This is a genomic window from Escherichia sp. E4742, assembly GCF_005843885.1.
Classification (GTDB): Bacteria; Pseudomonadota; Gammaproteobacteria; order Enterobacterales; family Enterobacteriaceae; genus Escherichia.
In genome coordinates, this window is record NZ_CP040443.1 from 3,981,038 (window position 1) to 4,000,899 (window position 19,862).

Sequence of the window (19,862 nt, forward strand, 5' to 3'; positions counted from 1 at the left end):
TTAAGTGGATTTTTTATTTACTACGTACTTCGACAACCATTAATGGTGATCGTTTTCACGCAGGTAAATGACCCAGTATGTCAACCCAACCAACAAACCACCGCCGATAATATTACCGATCGTAACCGGAATCAGGTTATCAGTGATGAAGTTCATCACGGTCAGGTGAGAAAAATTTTCCGGTGCAGAACCGACAGCGGTCCAGAATTCCGGAGATGCGAAGTCGCGGATTACAATACCCATCGGGATCATAAACATGTTTGCGATACTGTGCTCAAAACCGCTGGCAACAAACATCGCGACCGGCAGCACCATGATAAACGCTTTGTCCATCAGGCTGCGGCCAGAATAACTCATCCATACTGCCAGACATACCATCAGGTTTGCCAGGATACCAAGACAGACGGCCTCAATAAAAGTATGGTGCACTTTGTGGTCGGCGGTTTGTAGGACGTTTAGTCCCCATTGACCATTCGCGGTCATATATTCGCCAGAAAGCCACATTAAAAGTACAAACAGCAGTGCGCCGACCAGGTTGCCAAAATAGACATTTAGCCAGTTTTTCGCCAACTGGCCCCAGGTGATGCGCCCACTCGCCTTGGCAACAACAATCAACACTGTGGAAGTAAAGAGATCGGCTCCGCAGACAACACAAAGAATCAGCCCCAGAGAGAAGCAAATGCCGCCAACCAGTTTTGCCATGCCGAAGGGCATTGTGCCTGTGCCAGTGGTTGCTGTGATATAGAAGACGAATGCGATTGAGATGAAAACACCGGCGGTAATCGCCAGATAGAAAGTCTTAAGCGGATGTTTCGTTGCTTTATAGACACCTGCCTCTTCGGCCACTTTGGCCATTGCAGCAGGAAGTAAAAGATCAAAAGGGTTGTCAGCTTTCACACTAACTCTCTCTTTATTAAGTCGGCGACGAGATACTAACAAAGCATTATAGATGAGAAATTGATATAGATCATATCTCGCCTGGCTTATAGGCCCGTAACTCGCATGGTTTTTATGCAAATACGGAGTAAATATTTGATTATCCAAATAAAAATAAATTTTAAAAATTAACAAATGAGTTGAATTTTTTCCGCATCCTCCGCTAAAAAAGTTAATTAAAAGGGAGCACCAGGCGAATAAAGTAACAATATCGATCGTATTTATTAAATACAAATTACCGATATTTAACTTTATAATTACAATTATTTTATTAATGCAAATATATGTAAAGCGGGGCATTAAAAAAACGCCCCGTAATATAACTCAGACGAATCATTAAGCCTACATTGCGTAGGCTATTTGATTTTATTTTGCCCAGAATGCTGCTTTGGCGCGCTGCAGCTTTTCGTAGGCCTTCAACAACGACTGATGCGCAGCAAACGCGTGAAGATCGCTATCTACTGGTTGTAGGCCATAAAATGCCGCTTCGCCGCTCATTGCCGCACTGGCGGCTTCTACGGCATCTGCGCCGTACATGCGAACAAACGCATTCAGATATTGCAGTGGCTGGCGATCTTCTTCCTGCGCCAGTAATAACAACGTTTGCAGGCAACGATAATAGTTGGCGCGTTCCGGACTAAATACTGATGAGTTAAATTCCATCGTCCATTCGGTCCAGACCAGAGCCTGTTCCAGATCGCCACCAGCCAGCGCCAGCATGGCTTTTAATTCACCGATACGCAGAGTGTACCAGCCGTTATCCGGTCCGGTCGCCAGACCCAGCAGCTCACGCACGCGGGTAAAGTCATCAAAACCTTCTTCATCCAGTTGCTCGATGAGGTTCAGGTAATCTTCCTTTTCCCACTCGCTACCGGGCAGTGACAGGATTGTTTCCCGTAAATGGCTGCCCATACCGTTATTTGCCAGCCATAAATCTTCAGCCGGATAAATATCGGACATGCCAGGCACGATAATTCGGCAAGCGTAGACACCCAGATGCTCGTAATCGGCAATATAAACTTCTTTATCTTCCTTTTTGAAGATAGCCATCAGCGTGGCGAACTCTTCTTCAGTGGTGCCGGAGAAGCTCCAGTCCACAAACGGATAATCGGCATCCTGCTTGAACAGGTCCCAAGAGATCAAACCGCTGGAGTCGATAAAGTGCGTTTCGAGGTTAGTATGTTCAGCGACTTCTTCATCATCGAAGGTTGGCGGAGTAAATACATCCAGGTCCTTAAGACCACGCCCCTGAAGCAGTTCGGTTACGGTACGTTCTAGTGCAACGCCAAAATCAGGATGCGCGCCGAAAGAGGCGAAACAGGTGCCGTTAGCTGGATTGAACAGTACCACGCAGATCACCGGATATTGACCGCCAAGCGAACCATCATAAGCAAAGATTGGGAAACCTTCTGCTTCCAGTGTTTCGATGGCTTCAACCACCGCTGGGTAACGCGCCAGCACGTCTGCCGGGATCTCTGGCAGGCTGATGCTTTCAGCAATAATGCGGTTTTTCACGTAGCGTTCGAAAACTTCAGACAATCCCTGAACGCGTGCTTCGTTGCGGGTATTACCTGCGGACATACCGTTGGAGACATACAGGTTACCAATGATATTCATCGGAATATAAACGGTCTGATTGTCGGACTGACGCGTAAACGGCAGGCCGCAAATACCACGATCTTCGTTACCGGATTGCAGGTCAATCAGCATGCTACCGGTCAGTTCATTTTCCGGATCGTAAAATGCGCGCAGACGGTCATCGAGCAGCCCATCTGGCACATCGTCATTTTCGGTCAGCGGGAACCATTTTTCGTTGGGATAATGCACGAACGGACCGTTGGCGATGGTTTCGCCCAGCCAGAAGTCTGCAAAAAAGTAGTTGGTTGAGAGACGCTCGAAATATTCACCGAGGGCAGATGCCAGCGCCGCTTTTTTGGTTGCGCCTTTACCGTTGGTAAAACACAGTGCGCACTCTTTGTCACGAATATGTACAGACCAGACGTTAGGCACGGGATTCAGCCAGGAGGCCTCTTCAATCTGAAAACCGAGGTCGGAGAGTTTTTGCTGGAAGCGAGCGATGGAATCTTCCAGTGCGGCATCTTTGCCGGGGATAAATGTTTGCGTCATGAAAATCACTTTAGTCGTACGGAAAGCGCGCAATAATACGGGTTTTATCTCAAAGGTGCTATCACCGCCGCCACGCTGATGAACTGTTAGCTATGCTTTTAGCGGATAAACTACGATAAGAGCATAAAAATGAAGGCGTTCGATCTCCACCGTATGGCATTCGATAAAGTGCCTTTTGATTTCCTTGGCGAAGTTGCACTCCGTAGTCTCTATACCTTTGTGTTGGTCTTTTTGTTTCTCAAAATGACAGGGAGACGCGGCGTGCGGCAAATGTCGCTATTTGAAGTATTAATCATTCTGACGCTGGGGTCGGCGGCGGGGGATGTGGCGTTTTATGACGATGTGCCAATGGTCCCGGTGCTTATCGTCTTTATTACTCTGGCGTTGTTATACCGCCTGGTGATGTGGTTGATGGCGCACAGTGAAAAACTGGAAGATTTGCTGGAAGGTAAACCGGTTGTCATTATTGAAGATGGCGAGCTGGCCTGGTCGAAACTCAATAACTCCAACATGACGGAATTTGAGTTCTTTATGGAACTACGGTTGCGTGGCGTGGAACAACTGGGGCAGGTACGTTTGGCTATTCTCGAAACCAACGGGCAAATTAGCGTCTATTTCTTTGAAAATGACAAAGTAAAACCGGGCTTACTTATTTTACCCAGTGACTGTACTCAGCGTTACAAAGTGGTGCCAGAGTCGGCGGACTATGCCTGCATCCGTTGCAGTGAAATCATTCATATGAACGCGGGGGAAAAACAATTATGTCCGCGCTGTGCAAATCCAGAATGGACGAAGGCAAGTCGGGCAAAACGGGTGACTTGACAGTAAAAACATCGGCTTTTTGCTAATAACTCGAGAGATTCTTTTGTGTGATGCAAGCCACATTTTTGCCCTCAACGGTTTTACTCATTGCGATGTGTGTCACTGGATGATAAAACCGATAGCCACAGGAATAATGTATTACCTGTGGTCGCAATCGGTTGACCGCGGGTTAATAGCAACGCAACGTGGTGAGGGGAAATGGCTCAAATCTTCAATTTTAGTTCTGGTCCGGCAATGCTACCGGCAGAGGTGCTTAAACAGGCTCAACAGGAACTGCGCGACTGGAACGGTCTTGGTACGTCGGTGATGGAAGTGAGTCACCGTGGCAAAGAGTTCATTCAGGTTGCAGAGGAAGCCGAGAAGGATTTTCGTGATCTTCTTAATATCCCCTCCAACTACAAAGTATTGTTCTGCCACGGCGGCGGTCGCGGTCAGTTTGCTGCTGTACCGCTGAATATTCTTGGTGATAAAACCACCGCAGATTATGTTGATGCTGGTTACTGGGCGGCAAGTGCCATTAAAGAAGCGAAAAAATACTGCACGCCAAATGTCTTTGACGCCAAAGTGACTGTTGATGGTCTTCGTGCGGTTAAGCCAATGCGCGAATGGCAACTCTCTGATAATGCTGCTTATATGCATTACTGCCCGAATGAAACCATTGATGGTATCGCCATCGACGAAACGCCAGACTTCGGCAAAGATGTGGTGGTCGCTGCCGACTTCTCTTCAACCATTCTTTCCCGTCCGATTGACGTCAGCCGTTATGGAGTAATTTACGCTGGCGCGCAGAAAAATATCGGCCCGGCTGGCCTGACAATCGTCATCGTTCGTGAAGATTTACTGGGCAAAGCGAATATCGCTTGTCCGTCGATTCTGGATTATTCCATCCTCAACGATAACGACTCCATGTTTAACACGCCGCCAACGTTTGCCTGGTATTTGTCTGGTCTGGTCTTCAAATGGCTGAAAGCGAACGGCGGTGTGGCTGCAATGGATAAGATCAATCAGCAAAAAGCAGAACTGCTGTATGGGGTGATCGATAACAGCGATTTCTACCGCAATGATGTGGCGAAAGCTAACCGTTCGCGGATGAACGTGCCGTTCCAGTTAGCAGACAGTGCGCTTGACAAGCTGTTCCTCGAAGAGTCTTTTGCCGCTGGTCTTCATGCTCTGAAAGGCCACCGTGTAGTCGGCGGAATGCGTGCTTCTATTTATAACGCCATGCCGCTGGAAGGCGTTAAAGCACTGACAGACTTCATGGTTGAGTTCGAACGTCGTCACGGCTAATGCCGACATTTTGCGTAATCCCCACAGCCAGACTGTGGGGTTTTTATTTATGTTGTAGAGAGTTGAGTTCATGGAATCCCTGACGTTGCACCCCATCGCCCGTGTCGATGGCACTATTAATCTGCCCGGTTCCAAGAGCGTTTCTAACCGCGCTTTATTGCTGGCGGCATTAGCACACGGCAAAACAGTATTAACTAATCTGCTGGATAGCGATGACGTGCGCCATATGCTGAATGCATTAACGGCGTTAGGGGTAAGTTACACGCTTTCAGCCGATCGTACGCGCTGTGAAATCATCGGTAACGGCGGTTCATTACACGCAGAAAGCGCGCTGGAGTTGTTCCTCGGTAATGCGGGGACTGCGATGCGCCCGCTGGCGGCGGCACTTTGTCTGGGAAATAATGATATCGTCCTGACTGGCGAGCCTCGCATGAAAGAGCGCCCGATAGGTCATCTGGTGGATGCGCTGCGACAGGGTGGGGCGAAAATTACTTACCTGGAACAAGAAAATTACCCACCGCTGCGTTTACAGGGTGGTTTTGTGGGAGGCAACGTAGAAGTTGATGGCTCCGTTTCCAGCCAGTTCCTGACCGCACTGTTAATGACAGCGCCTCTTGCGCCGAAAGATACAGTTATTCGTATTAAAGGTGATCTGGTTTCTAAACCTTATATCGATATCACGCTCAACCTGATGAAAACGTTTGGTGTTGAGATTGAAAATCAGCACTATCAACAATTTGTCGTAAAAGGGGGGCAGTCTTATCAGTCTCCGGGGACTTATTTGGTAGAAGGCGATGCATCTTCGGCGTCTTACTTCCTGGCAGCAGCAGCAATCAAAGGTGGCACCGTAAAAGTGACCGGCATTGGACGCAACAGTATGCAGGGCGATATTCGATTTGCTGATGTACTGGAAAAAATGGGGGCGACCATTAGCTGGGGCGATGATTATATTGCCTGCACGCGTGGTGAACTGAACGCTATCGATATGGATATGAACCATATTCCCGATGCGGCGATGACCATTGCCACGACGGCGTTATTTGCAAAAGGCACAACCACGCTGCGCAATATTTATAACTGGCGCGTAAAAGAAACGGATCGCCTGTTCGCGATGGCAACAGAGCTACGTAAAGTCGGTGCAGAAGTTGAAGAGGGGCACGATTTCATTCGCATAACGCCACCGGAAAAACTGAACTTTGCCGAGATCGCGACATACAATGATCACCGGATGGCGATGTGTTTCTCGCTGGTGGCATTGTCAGATACGCCAGTGACGATTCTTGACCCCAAATGTACGGCTAAAACCTTCCCGGATTACTTCGAACAACTGGCGCGGATAAGCCAATCCGCCTGAATGAACATCGGGCGATAAAAAAACAAAACTTTCTTTATCAAAACGTCGACACATTGCCGGCGTTTTTTTTCGGACCTTGTGAGTCATTTTGAACAGTGGTAACGTCGATTATCAATGTAAGTTATTGATACATAATATTTATATATGATTAATCAACGGATGATTCACATGAAGAATACTAAATTACTGCTGGCGATTGCGACTTCTGCAGCACTACTGACAGGGTGTCAAAATACGCACGGTATTGATACCAATATGGCTATCAGCTCCGGTTTAAATGCCTATAAAGCGGCAACGTTAAGCGACGCTGATGCAAAAGCCATTGCCAATCAGGGCTGTACCGAAATGGACAGCGGCAATCAAGTTGCAAGCAAATCCAGCAAGTACGGTAAACGTCTGGCAAAAATCGCCAAAGCATTGGGTAACAACATTAACGGTACGCCGGTCAACTATAAGGTTTATATGACCAGCGACGTTAACGCATGGGCGATGGCAAACGGCTGTGTCCGAGTCTACAGTGGGCTGATGGACATGATGAACGACAACGAAATTGAAGGCGTTCTGGGTCATGAACTGGGACACGTTGCATTGGGTCACTCACTGGCTGAAATGAAAGCATCTTATGCGATCGTTGCCGCACGCGATGCAATTTCCGCCACCAGCGGTGTTGCTTCCCAGCTTTCTCGCTCGCAACTGGGCGATATTGCAGAAGGCGCTATCAATGCTAAGTACTCCCGCGATAAAGAGTCTGAAGCAGATGATTTCTCCTTTGATCTGCTGAAGAAACGTGGCATTAATACCCAGGGACTGGTCGGTAGCTTTGAAAAACTGGCCAGCCTGGATGGCGGTCGTACTCAGTCTATGTTTGACTCTCATCCGCCATCAGCAGAGCGTGCACAGCACATCCGCGATCGTATCGCCTCCGGTAAGTAAATCATTGTCATCTTTCGGGCTGGTCTTTCGCCAGCCCGCTATAATTGCGCAATAAATCCCCATCTGAATACAGACAAAACTGGTTTTTGCACACAACGTTAACGATTTGTGGCGCCGACGCGTATAATGCGCGCGGTTATGTTAACGGTACGCCTGTTTTAAGGAGATAAAGATGACGGCAATTGCCCCGGTTATTACCATTGATGGCCCAAGCGGTGCAGGGAAAGGCACCTTGTGTAAGGCTATGGCGGAAGCGTTGCAATGGCATCTGCTGGACTCGGGTGCAATTTATCGCGTACTGGCACTGGCGGCATTACATCACCATGTTGATGTTGCGTCGGAAGATGCGCTGGTGCCGCTGGCATCCCATCTGGATGTGCGTTTTGTGTCGACCAATGGCAATCTGGAAGTGATCCTCGAAGGGGAAGATGTCAGCGGCGAAATTCGTACTCAGGAAGTGGCGAATGCTGCTTCACAAGTCGCTGCATTCCCACGCGTTCGTGAAGCATTATTGCGTCGCCAACGCGCATTCCGGGAGTTACCCGGTTTGATCGCCGATGGTCGCGATATGGGGACAGTGGTATTCCCTGATGCGCCAGTAAAAATTTTCCTTGACGCCTCCTCGGAAGAACGTGCGCATCGCCGCATGCTACAGTTGCAGGAGAAGGGCTTTAGTGTTAACTTTGAGCGCCTTTTGGCCGAGATCAAAGAACGCGACGACCGCGATCGTAATCGCGCGGTAGCGCCCCTGGTTCCGGCAGCCGATGCTTTAGTTTTGGATTCCACCACCTTAAGCATTGAGCAAGTGATTGAAAAAGCGTTACACTACGCGCGCCAAAAATTGGCTCTCGCATAAGCGACCGAATTTGCAGTACCCCCGTTGCAATGGAATGACAGCGGGTATGTTAAACAACCCCATCCGGCACGGAGCCAGGTGGACGTTAAATATAAACCTGAAGATTAAACATGACTGAATCTTTTGCTCAACTCTTTGAAGAGTCCTTAAAAGAAATCGAAACCCGCCCGGGTTCTATCGTTCGTGGCGTTGTTGTTGCTATCGACAAAGATGTAGTACTGGTTGACGCTGGTCTGAAATCTGAGTCTGCCATCCCGGCTGAGCAGTTCAAAAACGCCCAGGGCGAGCTGGAAATCCAGGTAGGTGACGAAGTTGACGTTGCTCTGGATGCAGTAGAAGACGGCTTCGGTGAAACTCTGCTGTCCCGTGAGAAAGCTAAACGTCACGAAGCCTGGATCACGCTGGAAAAAGCTTACGAAGATGCTGAAACTGTTACCGGTGTTATCAACGGCAAAGTTAAGGGCGGCTTCACTGTTGAGCTGAACGGTATTCGTGCGTTCCTGCCAGGTTCTCTGGTAGACGTTCGTCCGGTGCGTGACACTCTGCACCTGGAAGGCAAAGAGCTTGAATTCAAAGTAATCAAGCTGGATCAGAAGCGCAACAACGTTGTTGTTTCTCGTCGTGCCGTTATCGAATCCGAAAACAGCGCAGAGCGCGATCAGCTGCTGGAAAACCTGCAGGAAGGCATGGAAGTTAAAGGTATCGTTAAGAACCTCACTGACTACGGTGCATTCGTTGATCTGGGCGGCGTTGACGGCCTGCTGCACATCACTGACATGGCCTGGAAACGCGTTAAGCATCCGAGCGAAATCGTCAACGTGGGCGACGAAATCACTGTTAAAGTGCTGAAGTTCGACCGCGAACGTACCCGTGTATCCCTGGGCCTGAAACAGCTGGGCGAAGATCCGTGGGTAGCTATCGCTAAACGTTATCCGGAAGGTACCAAACTGACTGGTCGCGTGACCAACCTGACCGACTACGGCTGCTTCGTTGAAATCGAAGAAGGCGTTGAAGGCCTGGTACACGTTTCCGAAATGGATTGGACCAACAAAAACATCCACCCGTCCAAAGTTGTTAACGTTGGCGATGTAGTGGAAGTTATGGTTCTGGATATCGACGAAGAACGTCGTCGTATCTCCCTGGGTCTGAAACAGTGCAAAGCTAACCCGTGGCAGCAGTTCGCGGAAACCCACAACAAGGGCGACCGTGTTGAAGGTAAAATCAAGTCTATCACTGACTTCGGTATCTTCATCGGCCTGGACGGCGGCATCGATGGCCTGGTTCACCTGTCTGACATCTCCTGGAACGTTGCAGGTGAAGAAGCAGTTCGTGAATACAAAAAAGGCGACGAAATCGCTGCAGTTGTTCTGCAGGTTGACGCAGAACGTGAACGTATCTCCCTGGGCGTTAAACAGCTCGCAGAAGATCCGTTCAACAACTGGGTTGCTCTGAACAAGAAAGGCGCTATCGTAACCGGTAAAGTAACTGCAGTTGACGCTAAAGGCGCAACCGTAGAACTGGCTGACGGCGTTGAAGGTTACCTGCGTGCTTCTGAAGCATCCCGTGACCGCGTAGAAGACGCTACCCTGGTTCTGAGCGTTGGCGACGAAGTTGAAGCTAAATTCACTGGCGTTGATCGTAAAAACCGCGCAATCAGCCTGTCTGTTCGTGCGAAAGACGAAGCTGACGAGAAAGATGCAATTGCAACTGTTAACAAACAGGAAGATGCAAACTTCTCCAACAACGCAATGGCTGAAGCTTTCAAAGCAGCTAAAGGCGAGTAATTCTCTGACTCTTCGGGATTTTTATTCCGAAGTTTGCTGAGTTTACTTGACAGATTGCAGGTTTCGTCCTGTAATCAAGCACTAAGGGCGGCTACGGCCGCCCTTAATCAATGTAGCAACAGCAGCCGTTAAATTTGCCTTTAAGGAACCGGAGGAATCATGACCAAGTCAGAATTGATAGAAAGACTTGCCACCCAGCAATCGCACATTCCCGCCAAGACGGTTGAAGATGCAGTAAAAGAGATGCTGGAGCATATGGCCTCGACTCTTGCGCAGGGCGAGCGTATTGAAATCCGCGGTTTCGGCAGTTTCTCTTTGCACTACCGCGCACCGCGTACCGGACGTAATCCGAAGACTGGCGATAAAGTAGAGCTGGAAGGAAAATACGTTCCTCACTTTAAACCAGGTAAAGAACTGCGCGATCGCGCCAATATTTACGGTTAAGTTTTAGTAAAACTTGAACGCTGAAAAAGCACCTGTCGGGTGCTTTTTTCATTTCTGCAATATGGTTCTGGAAGCTGTCTCGCAGAGTTGTGTACAGTTTTAATCATCCTGCTAAATTCTTCTGAACGTGCCTCGGGCAACGCAAAACTCCCGCCAGACAACCACTAAACAAAGTTGCACACTTTCCAAAAACAGGGAGGAGTGCATGAAAATAACGACAGTTAGCCTGTGCATAATTTGCGGGATTTTTCCGCTGCTGATTTTGCCGCAGTTGCCTGGGACATTAACTCTCGCGAGTCTGACTGTATTCGTCTGCGTACTGGCATTGATTCCTGTTAAAGTCGTCCGTTATTTCACGCTGACATTGCTGTTTTTTCTTTGGGGCGTGTTGGCGGCGAAGCAAATTCTGTGGGCAGGAGAAAACTTAACTGGCGCGACGCAGGATGCAGTCGTCGAGATTACCGCCACTGACGGCATGACCACGCATTACGGGCAAATTACTCATCTACAAGGGCGGCGGTTATTTCCCGCGCCAGGCATCGCGCTATATGGCGAATATTTGCCACAATCGGTATGCGCTGGGCAACGATGGTCGATGAAACTCAAAGTGCGTGCTGTTCATGGTCAACTTAATGATGGCGGCTTTGACAGCCAGCGTTATGCCATTGCCCAGCATCAGCCACTTACCGGACGTTTTCTGCAAGCAAGCGTCATTGAACCAGGTTGTAGCCTACGTGCGCAATATCTGGCATCCCTGCAAACGACGCTGCAGCCGTATTCATGGCAGACGGTGATGCTCGGCTTAGGAATGGGTGAACGGTTATCGGTATCTAAAGAAATTAAAAATATAATGCGCGATACCGGTACGGCACATTTAATGGCGATATCGGGTTTACACATCGCTTTTGCAGCATTACTGGCTGCGGGGCTAATTCGTGGCGGGCAAATTTTCCTCCCCGGGCGTTGGATTTACTGGCAGATGCCATTAATCGGTGGAGTTTGCTGCGCTGCTTTTTATGCCTGGCTTACCGGTATGCAGCCGCCTGCATTGCGTACCGTGGTGGCGCTTGCGACCTGGGGAGCGCTCAAATTGAGCGGCCGGCAATGGAGTGGTTGGGATGTGTGGATATGCTGCCTGGCAGCAATTCTGCTGATGGATCCTGTCGCTATCCTCTCGCAAAGTTTGTGGCTCTCTGCCGCAGCGGTGGCAGCGCTGATATTTTGGTATCAGTGGTTTCCCTGCCCAGTCTGGCCATTGCCGCCTGTATTGCAATCTATTGTTTCACTTATCCATCTGCAACTTGGTATAACACTCCTGCTCATGCCGGTGCAAATAGTCATATTTCATGGCGTTAGTCTGACTTCATTTATAGCAAATTTGTTCGCTATTCCCTTAGTGACATTTATTTCGGTTCCGTTGATCCTCGCCGCGATGGTTGTGCATTTAAGCGGGCCATTAATCCTGGAACAAGGTATATGGTTTCTTGCCGATCGGTCCTTAGCTTTACTTTTTTGGGGGTTAAAGATTTTGCCTGAAGGGTGGATAAGCATTGCTGAACGTTGGCAATGGCTATCATTTTCGCCCTGGTTATTACTGGTGATATGGCGACTAAACGCATGGCAAACGTTGCCTGCGGTGTGTATGGCTGGAGGAATTATAATGTGTTGGCCACTGTGGCAAAAACCACGGTCTGATGAGTGGCAAGTTTATATGCTTGATGTCGGGCAAGGGTTGGCAATGGTGATCGCTCGAAATGGTAAAGCGGTTCTCTATGATACAGGGCTCGCCTGGCCGGAGGGGGACAGTGGGCAACAACTGATTATTCCCTGGCTCCGCTGGCATGACCTTGAACCGGTAGGGGTTATTCTTAGTCATGAACATCTTGATCATCGGGGTGGACTGGACTCGATATTACATGCCTGGCCGACGTTATGGGTCAGAAGCCCCTTAAACTGGGTGCATCATCAGCCCTGCGTGCGTGGCGAAGCGTGGCAGTGGCAAGGATTGCAGTTTAGTGTGCACTGGCCTTTGCAAGGGAGTAACGAAAAGGGAAATAACCATTCCTGTGTGATTAAGGTTGATGATGGAACACATAGCATTCTTTTGACTGGCGATATTGAAGCCCCCGCTGAACAAAAAATGCTAAGTCATTACTGGCAACAGGTTCAGGCAACTTTGATTCAGGTACCCCATCACGGTAGCAATACCTCGTCATCAGTGCCATTGATTCAGCGGGTAAATGGAAAAATGGCACTGGCATCGGCATCACGCTATAACGCATGGCGATTGCCCTCCAGTAAAGTTAAACTTCGCTATCAACTACAAGGATATCAATGGGTTGATACCCCACATCAGGGGCAAATAACGGTCTATTTTTCAGCGCAAGGTTGGCGGGTAAGCAGCCTAAGGGAGCAAATTTTACCTCGTTGGTATCATCAGTGGTTTGGCGTGCCAGTGGATAACGGGTAGAATATGCGGCTATTTCAACAAATGCTGGTTTTTTGAATGCATAACGACAAAGATCTCTCTACGTGGCAGACATTCCGCCGACTGTGGCCAACCATTGCGCCTTTTAAAGCGGGTCTGATCGTGGCGGGCATAGCGTTAATTCTCAACGCAGCCAGCGATACCTTCATGTTATCGCTCCTTAAGCCGCTTCTCGATGATGGCTTTGGTAAAACAGATCGCTCCGTGCTGATGTGGATGCCGCTGGTAGTTATCGGCCTGATGATTTTACGTGGTATCACCAGTTATATCTCCAGCTACTGTATCTCCTGGGTATCAGGAAAAGTGGTCATGACCATGCGTCGACGTCTGTTCGGCCACATGATGGGCATGCCAGTGTCATTTTTTGACAAACAGTCAACCGGGACACTGCTTTCACGTATTACTTACGATTCTGAACAGGTTGCTTCGTCGTCTTCCGGCGCGTTGATTACGGTGGTGCGTGAAGGTGCTTCCATTATCGGTCTGTTCGCCATGATGTTCTATTACAGCTGGCAGTTGTCGATCATTTTGATTGTGCTGGCACCGATCGTCTCGATTGCGATTCGTATCGTATCGAAGCGTTTTCGCAGCATCAGTAAAAACATGCAGAACACTATGGGGCAGGTGACCACCAGTGCTGAACAGATGCTGAAAGGCCACAAAGAAGTATTGATTTTTGGCGGCCAGGAAGTAGAAACAAAGCGTTTTGATAAGGTCAGCAACAAGATGCGTTTGCAGGGGATGAAGATGGTTTCTGCTTCTTCCATCTCTGACCCGATCATTCAGCTGATCGCCTCTCTGGCGCTGGCATTTGTTCTCTACGCTGCGAGCTTCCCAAGCGTGATGGATAGCCTGACTGCCGGTACGATTACTGTCGTCTTCTCTTCGATGATTGCACTGATGCGTCCGCTGAAATCGCTGACCAACGTTAACGCCCAGTTCCAACGCGGGATGGCAGCATGTCAGACGCTGTTTACCATTCTGGATAGTGAACAGGAGAAAGACGAAGGTAAACGCGAGATTGAGCGAGCTACTGGCGACGTCGAATTCCGTAATGTCACTTTTACCTATCCGGGGCGTGAAGTCCCTGCGCTGCGTAATATCAACCTGAAGATCCCGGCAGGGAAAACAGTGGCTCTGGTAGGGCGTTCGGGGTCGGGTAAATCGACCATCGCCAGCCTGATCACCCGTTTTTATGATATCGATGAAGGCGAGATCCTGATGGATGGTCACGATCTGCGCGAGTACACACTGGCGTCTTTACGTAACCAGGTTGCTCTGGTGTCGCAGAATGTCCATCTGTTTAATGACACGGTTGCCAACAACATTGCTTACGCCCGCACTGAACAGTACAGCCGTGAGCAGATTGAAGAAGCGGCACGTATGGCCTACGCCATGGACTTTATCAATAAGATGGATAACGGTCTTGATACGGTGATTGGTGAAAACGGCGTGTTGCTTTCTGGCGGTCAGCGCCAGCGTATTGCCATTGCCCGTGCCTTGCTGCGTGATAGCCCAATTCTGATTCTGGATGAAGCCACCTCGGCGCTGGACACCGAATCCGAACGCGCGATTCAGGCTGCGCTGGACGAGTTGCAGAAAAACCGTACCTCACTGGTGATTGCCCACCGCTTGTCTACCATTGAAAAGGCTGACGAAATTGTGGTCGTCGAGGACGGGATCATTGTGGAACGCGGTACGCATAACGATTTGCTTGAGCACCGTGGAGTCTACGCGCAACTTCATAAAATGCAGTTTGGCCAATGATCGAAAAAATCTGGTCTGGTGAATCTCCTTTGTGGCGGTTATTGCTGCCACTCTCCTGGTTGTATGGTCTGGTGAGTGGTGCTATCCGTCTTTGCTATAAACTAAAACTGAAGCGCGCCTGGCGTGCCCCTGTACCGGTTGTCGTGGTTGGTAATCTCACCGCAGGCGGCAACGGAAAAACTCCGGTGGTAGTCTGGCTGGTGGAACAACTACAAAAACGCGGTATTCGTGTTGGCGTAGTGTCCCGGGGCTATGGCGGTAAAGCCGAGTCGTATCCGCTGTTATTGTCGGCAGATACCACCACCGCACAGGCGGGCGATGAACCGGTGCTGATTTATCAGCGTACGGGTGCACCTGTTGCAGTTTCTCCTGTCCGTTCAGATGCGGTAAAAGCCATTCTTGCGCAATATCCCGATGTGCAGATTATCGTGACTGATGACGGTTTACAGCATTATCGTCTGGCGCGTGATGTGGAAATCGTCGTCATCGATGGCGTGCGTCGCTTTGGCAATGGCTGGTGGTTGCCGGCGGGGCCAATGCGCGAGCGCGCGGGGCGCTTAAAATCGGTTGATGCGGTAATCGTCAACGGCGGTGTCCCCCGCAGCGGTGAAATCCCCATGCATCTGCTGCCGGGTCAGGCGGTGAATTTACGTACCGGTACGCGTTGTGACGTTGCTCAGCTTGAACATGTGGTGGCGATGGCGGGGATTGGGCATCCGCCGCGCTTTTTTGCCACGCTGAAGATGTGCGGTGTACAACCGGAAAAATGTGTGCCGCTGGCCGATCATCAATCTTTGAATCATGCGGATGTTAGCGCGTTGGTAAGCGCCGGGCAAACGCTGGTAATGACTGAAAAAGATGCGGTGAAATGCCTGGCTTTTGCAGAAGAAAATTGGTGGTATTTGCCCGTTGACGCACAGCTTTCAGGTGATGAACCAGCAAAACTGCTTGCGCAACTAACTTCGCTGGCTTCTGGCAACTAGTTACGCCGCGGCAGCGTTCGATTGATGGAGTCATGAATGTCGCTGCCGCACCTCTCCCTTGCTGATGCGCGTAATCTTCACCTTGCCGCGCAAGGCCTGTTAAACAAACCCCGCCGTCGAGCGTCGTTGGAAGATATTCCGGCAACGATCTCCCGTATGTCTTTGCTGCAAATCGATACCATCAATATTGTTGCCCGTAGTCCATATCTGGTGCTTTTCAGTCGTCTGGGAAATTATCCTGCGCAGTGGCTGGATGAGTCTCTGGCGTGTGGCGAATTAATGGAATACTGGGCGCATGAAGCCTGCTTTATGCCGCGTAGCGATTTTCGTCTTATTCGCCACCGCATGCTGGCACCTGAAAAAATGGGCTGGAAATACAAAGATGCCTGGATGCAGGAACATGCGGCGGAAATTGCACAGTTAATTCAGCATATTCATGATAAGGGGCCGGTACGTTCAGCCGATTTTGAGCATCCTCGTAAAGGGGCGAGCGGCTGGTGGGAGTGGAAGCCGCATAAACGTCATCTGGAAGGGCTCTTTACCGCCGGAAAGGTGATGGTGATTGAACGGCGCAACTTCCAGCGCGTTTATGATTTAACCCACCGTGTCATGCCTGACTGGGATGATGAGCGCGATCTCGTTTCGCAAACAGAAGCGGAAATCATCATGCTGGATAACAGTGCGCGCAGCCTGGGAATATTTCGCGAACAGTGGCTGGCGGATTACTACCGGCTGAAACGTCCGGCGCTGTCGGCGTGGCGCGAAGCGAGGGCTGAACAGCAGCAAATCATTGCTGTGCATGTTGAAAAATTGGGTAATCTTTGGCTGCATGCTGATTTGCTGCCGCTACTCGAACGTGCGCTCGCCGGAAAGCTCACTGCAACGCACAGCGCGGTACTTTCGCCTTTTGATCCTGTTGTCTGGGATCGTAAACGGGCAGAGCAACTTTTTGATTTTAGCTACCGGCTGGAGTGCTACACGCCAGCGCCCAAACGCCAGTATGGTTATTTCGTTCTACCGTTATTGCATCGTGGGCAATTAGTTGGGCGAATGGATTCTAAGATGCATCGCCAGACTGGCATCTTTGAAGTGCTCTCTCTCTGGTTACAGGATGGGGTAAAACCAACAGTGACCCTTCAAAAAGGGCTGCGTCAGGCGATTACTGATTTTGCTCACTGGCAGCAGGCAACGCGAGTGACAATAGGGCGCTGCCCGCACGGTTTCTTTACCGATTGCCGCACCGGCTGGGAAATAGACCCCGACGCATAAATGATTATGATAAGATTTATGCATTCATAACCCGATCCATCCGGAGGAACTATGGATCATCGTCTGCTTGAAATCATTGCCTGCCCGGTTTGCAATGGCAAACTTTGGTATAACCAGGAAAAACAAGAGCTTATTTGCAAACTAGACAACCTGGCTTTTCCGCTGCGCGATGGCATTCCAGTGCTGCTGGAAACGGAAGCCCGCGTGCTGACTGCTGATGAGAGTCAATCATGAGTTTTGTGGTCATTATTCCCGCGCGCTACGCTTCCACGCGTCTGCCAGGTAAGCCGCTGGTCGATATTAACGGCAAACCCATGATTGTTCATGTACTCGAACGCGCGCGCGAATCAGGTGCCGAGCGCATCATCGTCGCAACCGATCATGAGGATGTCGCCCGCGCTGTTGAAGCTGCTGGCGGTGAAGTATGCATGACGCGTGCAGATCACCAGTCAGGTACAGAACGCCTGGCGGAAGTTGTCGAAAAATGCGCGTTCAGCGACGACACGGTGATTGTGAATGTGCAGGGTGATGAACCGATGATCCCCGCGACAATCATTCGTCAGGTTGCCGATAACCTTGCCCAGCGTCAGGTTGGAATGGCGACCTTGGCTGTGCCTATCCACAGTGCGGAAGAAGCCTTTAATCCGAATGCGGTTAAAGTTGTTCTCGACGCCGAAGGTTATGCGCTCTACTTCTCGCGCGCCACCATTCCGTGGGATCGTGACCGTTTTGCGAAAGGTCTGGAAACCGTAGGAGATAACTTCCTGCGCCATCTCGGCATTTATGGCTATCGTGCAGGTTTTATCCGCCGCTATGTTAACTGGCAGCCAAGCCCGTTAGAACATATCGAAATGCTAGAGCAGCTTCGTGTGCTGTGGTATGGAGAAAAAATCCATGTTGCTGTCGCCCAGGAGGTTCCTGGCACCGGTGTAGATACTCCCGAAGATCTTGAGCGTGTTCGCGCTGAAATGGCTTAATTTTTCCCCACGACACTCCATCTCAATTTTGGGAGGAGTGTCGTAGCGTTACGATTCTCTTCATTTTTTCCCTTCAACAATTGATCTCATTCAGGTGACATCTTTTACATTGGCGCTCATTATGAAAGCAGTAGCTTTTATGAGGGTAATCTGAATGGAACAGCTGCGTGCCGAACTAAGCCATTTACTGGGCGAAAGATTGAGTCGTATAGAGTGTGTGAATGAAAAAGCAGACACAACTCTGTGGGCGTTGTATGACAGCCAGGGAAACCCGATGCCGCTCATGGCGCGAAGTTTTTCTACCCCGGGGCAGGCCAGACAGCTGGCATGGAAAACCACCATGCTGGCTCGGAGCGGGACTGTTCGCATGCCGACTATCTATGGCGTGATGACGCATGAAGAACATCCCGGTCCCGATGTCTTGTTGCTGGAGCGGATGCGCGGTGTTTCTGTGGAAGCTCCCGCAAGAACGCCAGAGCGCTGGGAACATCTGAAAGATCAAATTGTTGAAGCGTTGCTGGCCTGGCACCGTCAGGACAGCCGCGGATGTGTTGGCGCGGTTGACAATACTCAGGAAAATTTCTGGCCCTCATGGTATCGGCAACATGTTGAAGTGCTATGGACCACGCTCAATCAGTTCAATAACACCGGTCTAACGATGCAGGATAAGCGTATCCTGTTTCGCACCCGCGAATGTCTGCCGGTGTTGTTTGAAGGTTTTAACGATAATTGTGTGCTGATTCACGGCAATTTCTGTTTGCGTAGCATGCTGAAAGATTCCCGTAGCGATCAGCTCCTGGCGATGGTCGGACCGGGGTTAATGCTCTGGGCGCCGCGTGAGTATGAATTATTCCGGTTGATGGATAACACCCTGGCGGAAGATTTGCTCTGGAGTTACCTGCAACGCGCGCCAGTGGCGGAGTCTTTCATCTGGCGGCGTTGGCTGTATGTGTTATGGGATGAAGTTGCGCAACTGGTCAACACCGGACGATTTAGTCGGCGCAACTTCGATCTGGCATCAAAATCACTCTTGCCGTGGCTCGCCTGACGAACCTTTCAGCCACTGCCAGATGCGGCCAAGCGTTTCATAGCCAACGCGGTCGCTATGCATCAACCAGACCGGAGACGGGATTGCCCGTTCCCACGGATTAAGCGGCGAGTCGATTGCCAACTGGTTAGCCGGGGCTGGCAGCGGATTTAGCCCTTCCTGCTGAAAAAAGATCATCGCGCGCGGCAAATGGGACGCAGATGTCACCAGCAGGAAAGGGGCATCGCCAATCGCCTGTTTCACTGCGGCAGCTTCTTCTTCGGTATCTTTTGGTAAATCCAGTGTGATAATTTGCTCGCGTGGGACACCCAGCGATTGCGCCACTCTGGCACCTACTTCCGCTGTACTCACCGTATTGGTTTTTGCTACGCCTCCCGTGAAGATCAGCTTTGATCCCGGATTTTCGCGCCATAAGCGAATACCTTCATTCAGGCGCGGCAGACTGTTATTGATTAAATTAGAGCTCGGTGCCCACTGCGGGTTCCAGGTATAACCACCTCCGAGCACCACGATATAGTCCACTTTTTGCGAATTATTCCATGTCGGATAGGTGCTTTCGATGGGACGCAGCAGGCGGTCGGCTACCGGTTGCAAACTCAATAACAAGAGCGCCAGCCACCCAATGCTAATAAAAATCTTCCCGGTTTTTTGAAAACGGCTAAACCACAACAGCGCCAGGCCAGCGCCAATAATCAACAACATTAGCGGAAGTGGCAGCAACATATTGCCAATCACTTTTTTCAGTGTAAAAAGCATCCTTTCTGGTTCCTTTTTTGACCATATAGCA

At 50.0% G+C, this 19,862-nt stretch carries 17 protein-coding genes; 14 read left to right on the plus strand and 3 right to left on the minus strand.

Annotated elements, in window-relative coordinates; translation table 11 throughout:
- Nucleotides 1-39: 39 nt before the first annotated feature.
- Both focA and ycaO read right to left on the minus strand, forming a co-directional pair.
- Nucleotides 40-897 (minus strand): formate transporter FocA, encoded by an 858-nt coding sequence (focA, locus tag FEM44_RS19095; RefSeq protein WP_000642546.1) that lies wholly within the window; start codon nucleotides 895-897, stop codon nucleotides 40-42.
- Nucleotides 898-1,302: 405 nt separating this feature from the next.
- Nucleotides 1,303-3,063, minus strand: coding sequence for a 30S ribosomal protein S12 methylthiotransferase accessory factor YcaO (gene ycaO / locus FEM44_RS19100; RefSeq protein WP_135522917.1), 1,761 nt, complete (start codon nucleotides 3,061-3,063; stop codon nucleotides 1,303-1,305).
- Between the two features lie 129 nt (nucleotides 3,064-3,192).
- On the opposite strand from ycaO, the gene FEM44_RS19105 reads away from it, so the two are divergent.
- From FEM44_RS19105 to FEM44_RS19170, 14 genes are all read left to right on the plus strand, one after another.
- On the plus strand, nucleotides 3,193-3,885 hold the full coding sequence (locus FEM44_RS19105; protein WP_130205321.1) for a DUF421 domain-containing protein: 693 nt from the start codon (nucleotides 3,193-3,195) through the stop codon (nucleotides 3,883-3,885).
- Nucleotides 3,886-4,083: 198 nt separating this feature from the next.
- A complete protein-coding gene (gene serC / locus FEM44_RS19110) occupies nucleotides 4,084-5,172 on the plus strand; it encodes a 3-phosphoserine/phosphohydroxythreonine transaminase (protein WP_000057132.1) in 1,089 nt (362 codons plus the stop codon).
- 70 nt (nucleotides 5,173-5,242) lie between these two features.
- The gene (aroA, locus tag FEM44_RS19115; RefSeq protein WP_135522916.1) at nucleotides 5,243-6,526 is read left to right on the plus strand and encodes a 3-phosphoshikimate 1-carboxyvinyltransferase; all 1,284 of its coding nucleotides are present in this window, start codon (nucleotides 5,243-5,245) and stop codon (nucleotides 6,524-6,526) included.
- 168 nt (nucleotides 6,527-6,694) lie between these two features.
- Nucleotides 6,695-7,459 (plus strand): metallopeptidase YcaL, encoded by a 765-nt coding sequence (gene ycaL / locus FEM44_RS19120; protein ID WP_130205325.1) that lies wholly within the window; start codon nucleotides 6,695-6,697, stop codon nucleotides 7,457-7,459.
- Nucleotides 7,460-7,631: 172 nt separating this feature from the next.
- Nucleotides 7,632-8,315: a (d)CMP kinase gene (cmk, locus tag FEM44_RS19125; RefSeq protein WP_000125014.1), complete on the plus strand. Its 684-nt coding sequence runs from the start codon at nucleotides 7,632-7,634 to the stop codon at nucleotides 8,313-8,315.
- Between the two features lie 110 nt (nucleotides 8,316-8,425).
- Nucleotides 8,426-10,099 (plus strand): 30S ribosomal protein S1, encoded by a 1,674-nt coding sequence (gene rpsA / locus FEM44_RS19130; RefSeq protein WP_000140327.1) that lies wholly within the window; start codon nucleotides 8,426-8,428, stop codon nucleotides 10,097-10,099.
- A 159-nt stretch (nucleotides 10,100-10,258) separates the two neighbouring features.
- Nucleotides 10,259-10,543 carry an integration host factor subunit beta gene (gene ihfB / locus FEM44_RS19135; RefSeq protein WP_000167336.1) on the plus strand — a complete coding sequence of 95 codons (285 nt, stop codon included), beginning with the start codon at nucleotides 10,259-10,261 and terminating at the stop codon, nucleotides 10,541-10,543.
- Between the two features lie 205 nt (nucleotides 10,544-10,748).
- A complete protein-coding gene (locus FEM44_RS19140) occupies nucleotides 10,749-13,013 on the plus strand; it encodes a ComEC family protein (protein WP_138159146.1) in 2,265 nt (754 codons plus the stop codon).
- Between the two features lie 36 nt (nucleotides 13,014-13,049).
- Entirely contained in the window at nucleotides 13,050-14,798 is a 1,749-nt protein-coding gene (gene msbA, locus FEM44_RS19145) for a lipid A ABC transporter ATP-binding protein/permease MsbA (protein ID WP_130205329.1), read from the plus strand.
- Nucleotides 14,795-15,781: a tetraacyldisaccharide 4'-kinase gene (lpxK, locus tag FEM44_RS19150; protein ID WP_138159148.1), complete on the plus strand. Its 987-nt coding sequence runs from the start codon at nucleotides 14,795-14,797 to the stop codon at nucleotides 15,779-15,781. Before msbA ends, lpxK begins: the two co-directional genes overlap by 4 nt.
- A gap of 36 nt (nucleotides 15,782-15,817) precedes the next feature.
- The gene (ycaQ, locus tag FEM44_RS19155; protein ID WP_135522914.1) at nucleotides 15,818-17,050 is read left to right on the plus strand and encodes a crosslink repair DNA glycosylase YcaQ; all 1,233 of its coding nucleotides are present in this window, start codon (nucleotides 15,818-15,820) and stop codon (nucleotides 17,048-17,050) included.
- 51 nt (nucleotides 17,051-17,101) lie between these two features.
- A complete protein-coding gene (ycaR, locus tag FEM44_RS19160) occupies nucleotides 17,102-17,284 on the plus strand; it encodes a protein YcaR (RefSeq protein WP_135522913.1) in 183 nt (60 codons plus the stop codon).
- On the plus strand, nucleotides 17,281-18,027 hold the full coding sequence (kdsB, locus tag FEM44_RS19165) for a 3-deoxy-manno-octulosonate cytidylyltransferase (protein WP_064528339.1): 747 nt from the start codon (nucleotides 17,281-17,283) through the stop codon (nucleotides 18,025-18,027). Before ycaR ends, kdsB begins: the two co-directional genes overlap by 4 nt.
- 154 nt (nucleotides 18,028-18,181) lie before the next feature.
- The gene (locus FEM44_RS19170; protein WP_135522912.1) at nucleotides 18,182-19,075 is read left to right on the plus strand and encodes a YcbJ family phosphotransferase; all 894 of its coding nucleotides are present in this window, start codon (nucleotides 18,182-18,184) and stop codon (nucleotides 19,073-19,075) included.
- On the opposite strand, the gene elyC is transcribed toward FEM44_RS19170, so the two are convergent.
- Nucleotides 19,052-19,831: an envelope biogenesis factor ElyC gene (gene elyC / locus FEM44_RS19175; protein WP_000899600.1), complete on the minus strand. Its 780-nt coding sequence runs from the start codon at nucleotides 19,829-19,831 to the stop codon at nucleotides 19,052-19,054. The two genes, FEM44_RS19170 and elyC, sit on opposite strands and share 24 nt — an antisense overlap.
- Nucleotides 19,832-19,862 lie beyond the last annotated feature (31 nt).

Bases quoted from the DNA above. Each gene is read 5' to 3' on its own strand.
- serC (WP_000057132.1), top strand. From the start codon at position 4,084: ATGGCTCAAATCTTCAATTTTAGTTCTGGTCCGGCAATGCTACCGGCA.
- cmk (WP_000125014.1), top strand. From the start codon at position 7,632: ATGACGGCAATTGCCCCGGTTATTACCATTGATGGCCCAAGCGGTGCA.
- FEM44_RS19105 (WP_130205321.1), top strand. From the start codon at position 3,193: ATGAAGGCGTTCGATCTCCACCGTATGGCATTCGATAAAGTGCCTTTT.
- aroA (WP_135522916.1), top strand. From the start codon at position 5,243: ATGGAATCCCTGACGTTGCACCCCATCGCCCGTGTCGATGGCACTATT.
- ycaQ (WP_135522914.1), top strand. From the start codon at position 15,818: ATGTCGCTGCCGCACCTCTCCCTTGCTGATGCGCGTAATCTTCACCTT.
- msbA (WP_130205329.1), top strand. From the start codon at position 13,050: ATGCATAACGACAAAGATCTCTCTACGTGGCAGACATTCCGCCGACTG.
- ihfB (WP_000167336.1), top strand. From the start codon at position 10,259: ATGACCAAGTCAGAATTGATAGAAAGACTTGCCACCCAGCAATCGCAC.
- ycaL (WP_130205325.1), top strand. From the start codon at position 6,695: ATGAAGAATACTAAATTACTGCTGGCGATTGCGACTTCTGCAGCACTA.
- lpxK (WP_138159148.1), top strand. From the start codon at position 14,795: ATGATCGAAAAAATCTGGTCTGGTGAATCTCCTTTGTGGCGGTTATTG.
- rpsA (WP_000140327.1), top strand. From the start codon at position 8,426: ATGACTGAATCTTTTGCTCAACTCTTTGAAGAGTCCTTAAAAGAAATC.
- FEM44_RS19140 (WP_138159146.1), top strand. From the start codon at position 10,749: ATGAAAATAACGACAGTTAGCCTGTGCATAATTTGCGGGATTTTTCCG.
- FEM44_RS19170 (WP_135522912.1), top strand. From the start codon at position 18,182: ATGGAACAGCTGCGTGCCGAACTAAGCCATTTACTGGGCGAAAGATTG.
- kdsB (WP_064528339.1), top strand. From the start codon at position 17,281: ATGAGTTTTGTGGTCATTATTCCCGCGCGCTACGCTTCCACGCGTCTG.
- ycaR (WP_135522913.1), top strand. From the start codon at position 17,102: ATGGATCATCGTCTGCTTGAAATCATTGCCTGCCCGGTTTGCAATGGC.
- elyC (WP_000899600.1), bottom strand. From the start codon at position 19,831: ATGCTTTTTACACTGAAAAAAGTGATTGGCAATATGTTGCTGCCACTT.
- ycaO (WP_135522917.1), bottom strand. From the start codon at position 3,063: ATGACGCAAACATTTATCCCCGGCAAAGATGCCGCACTGGAAGATTCC.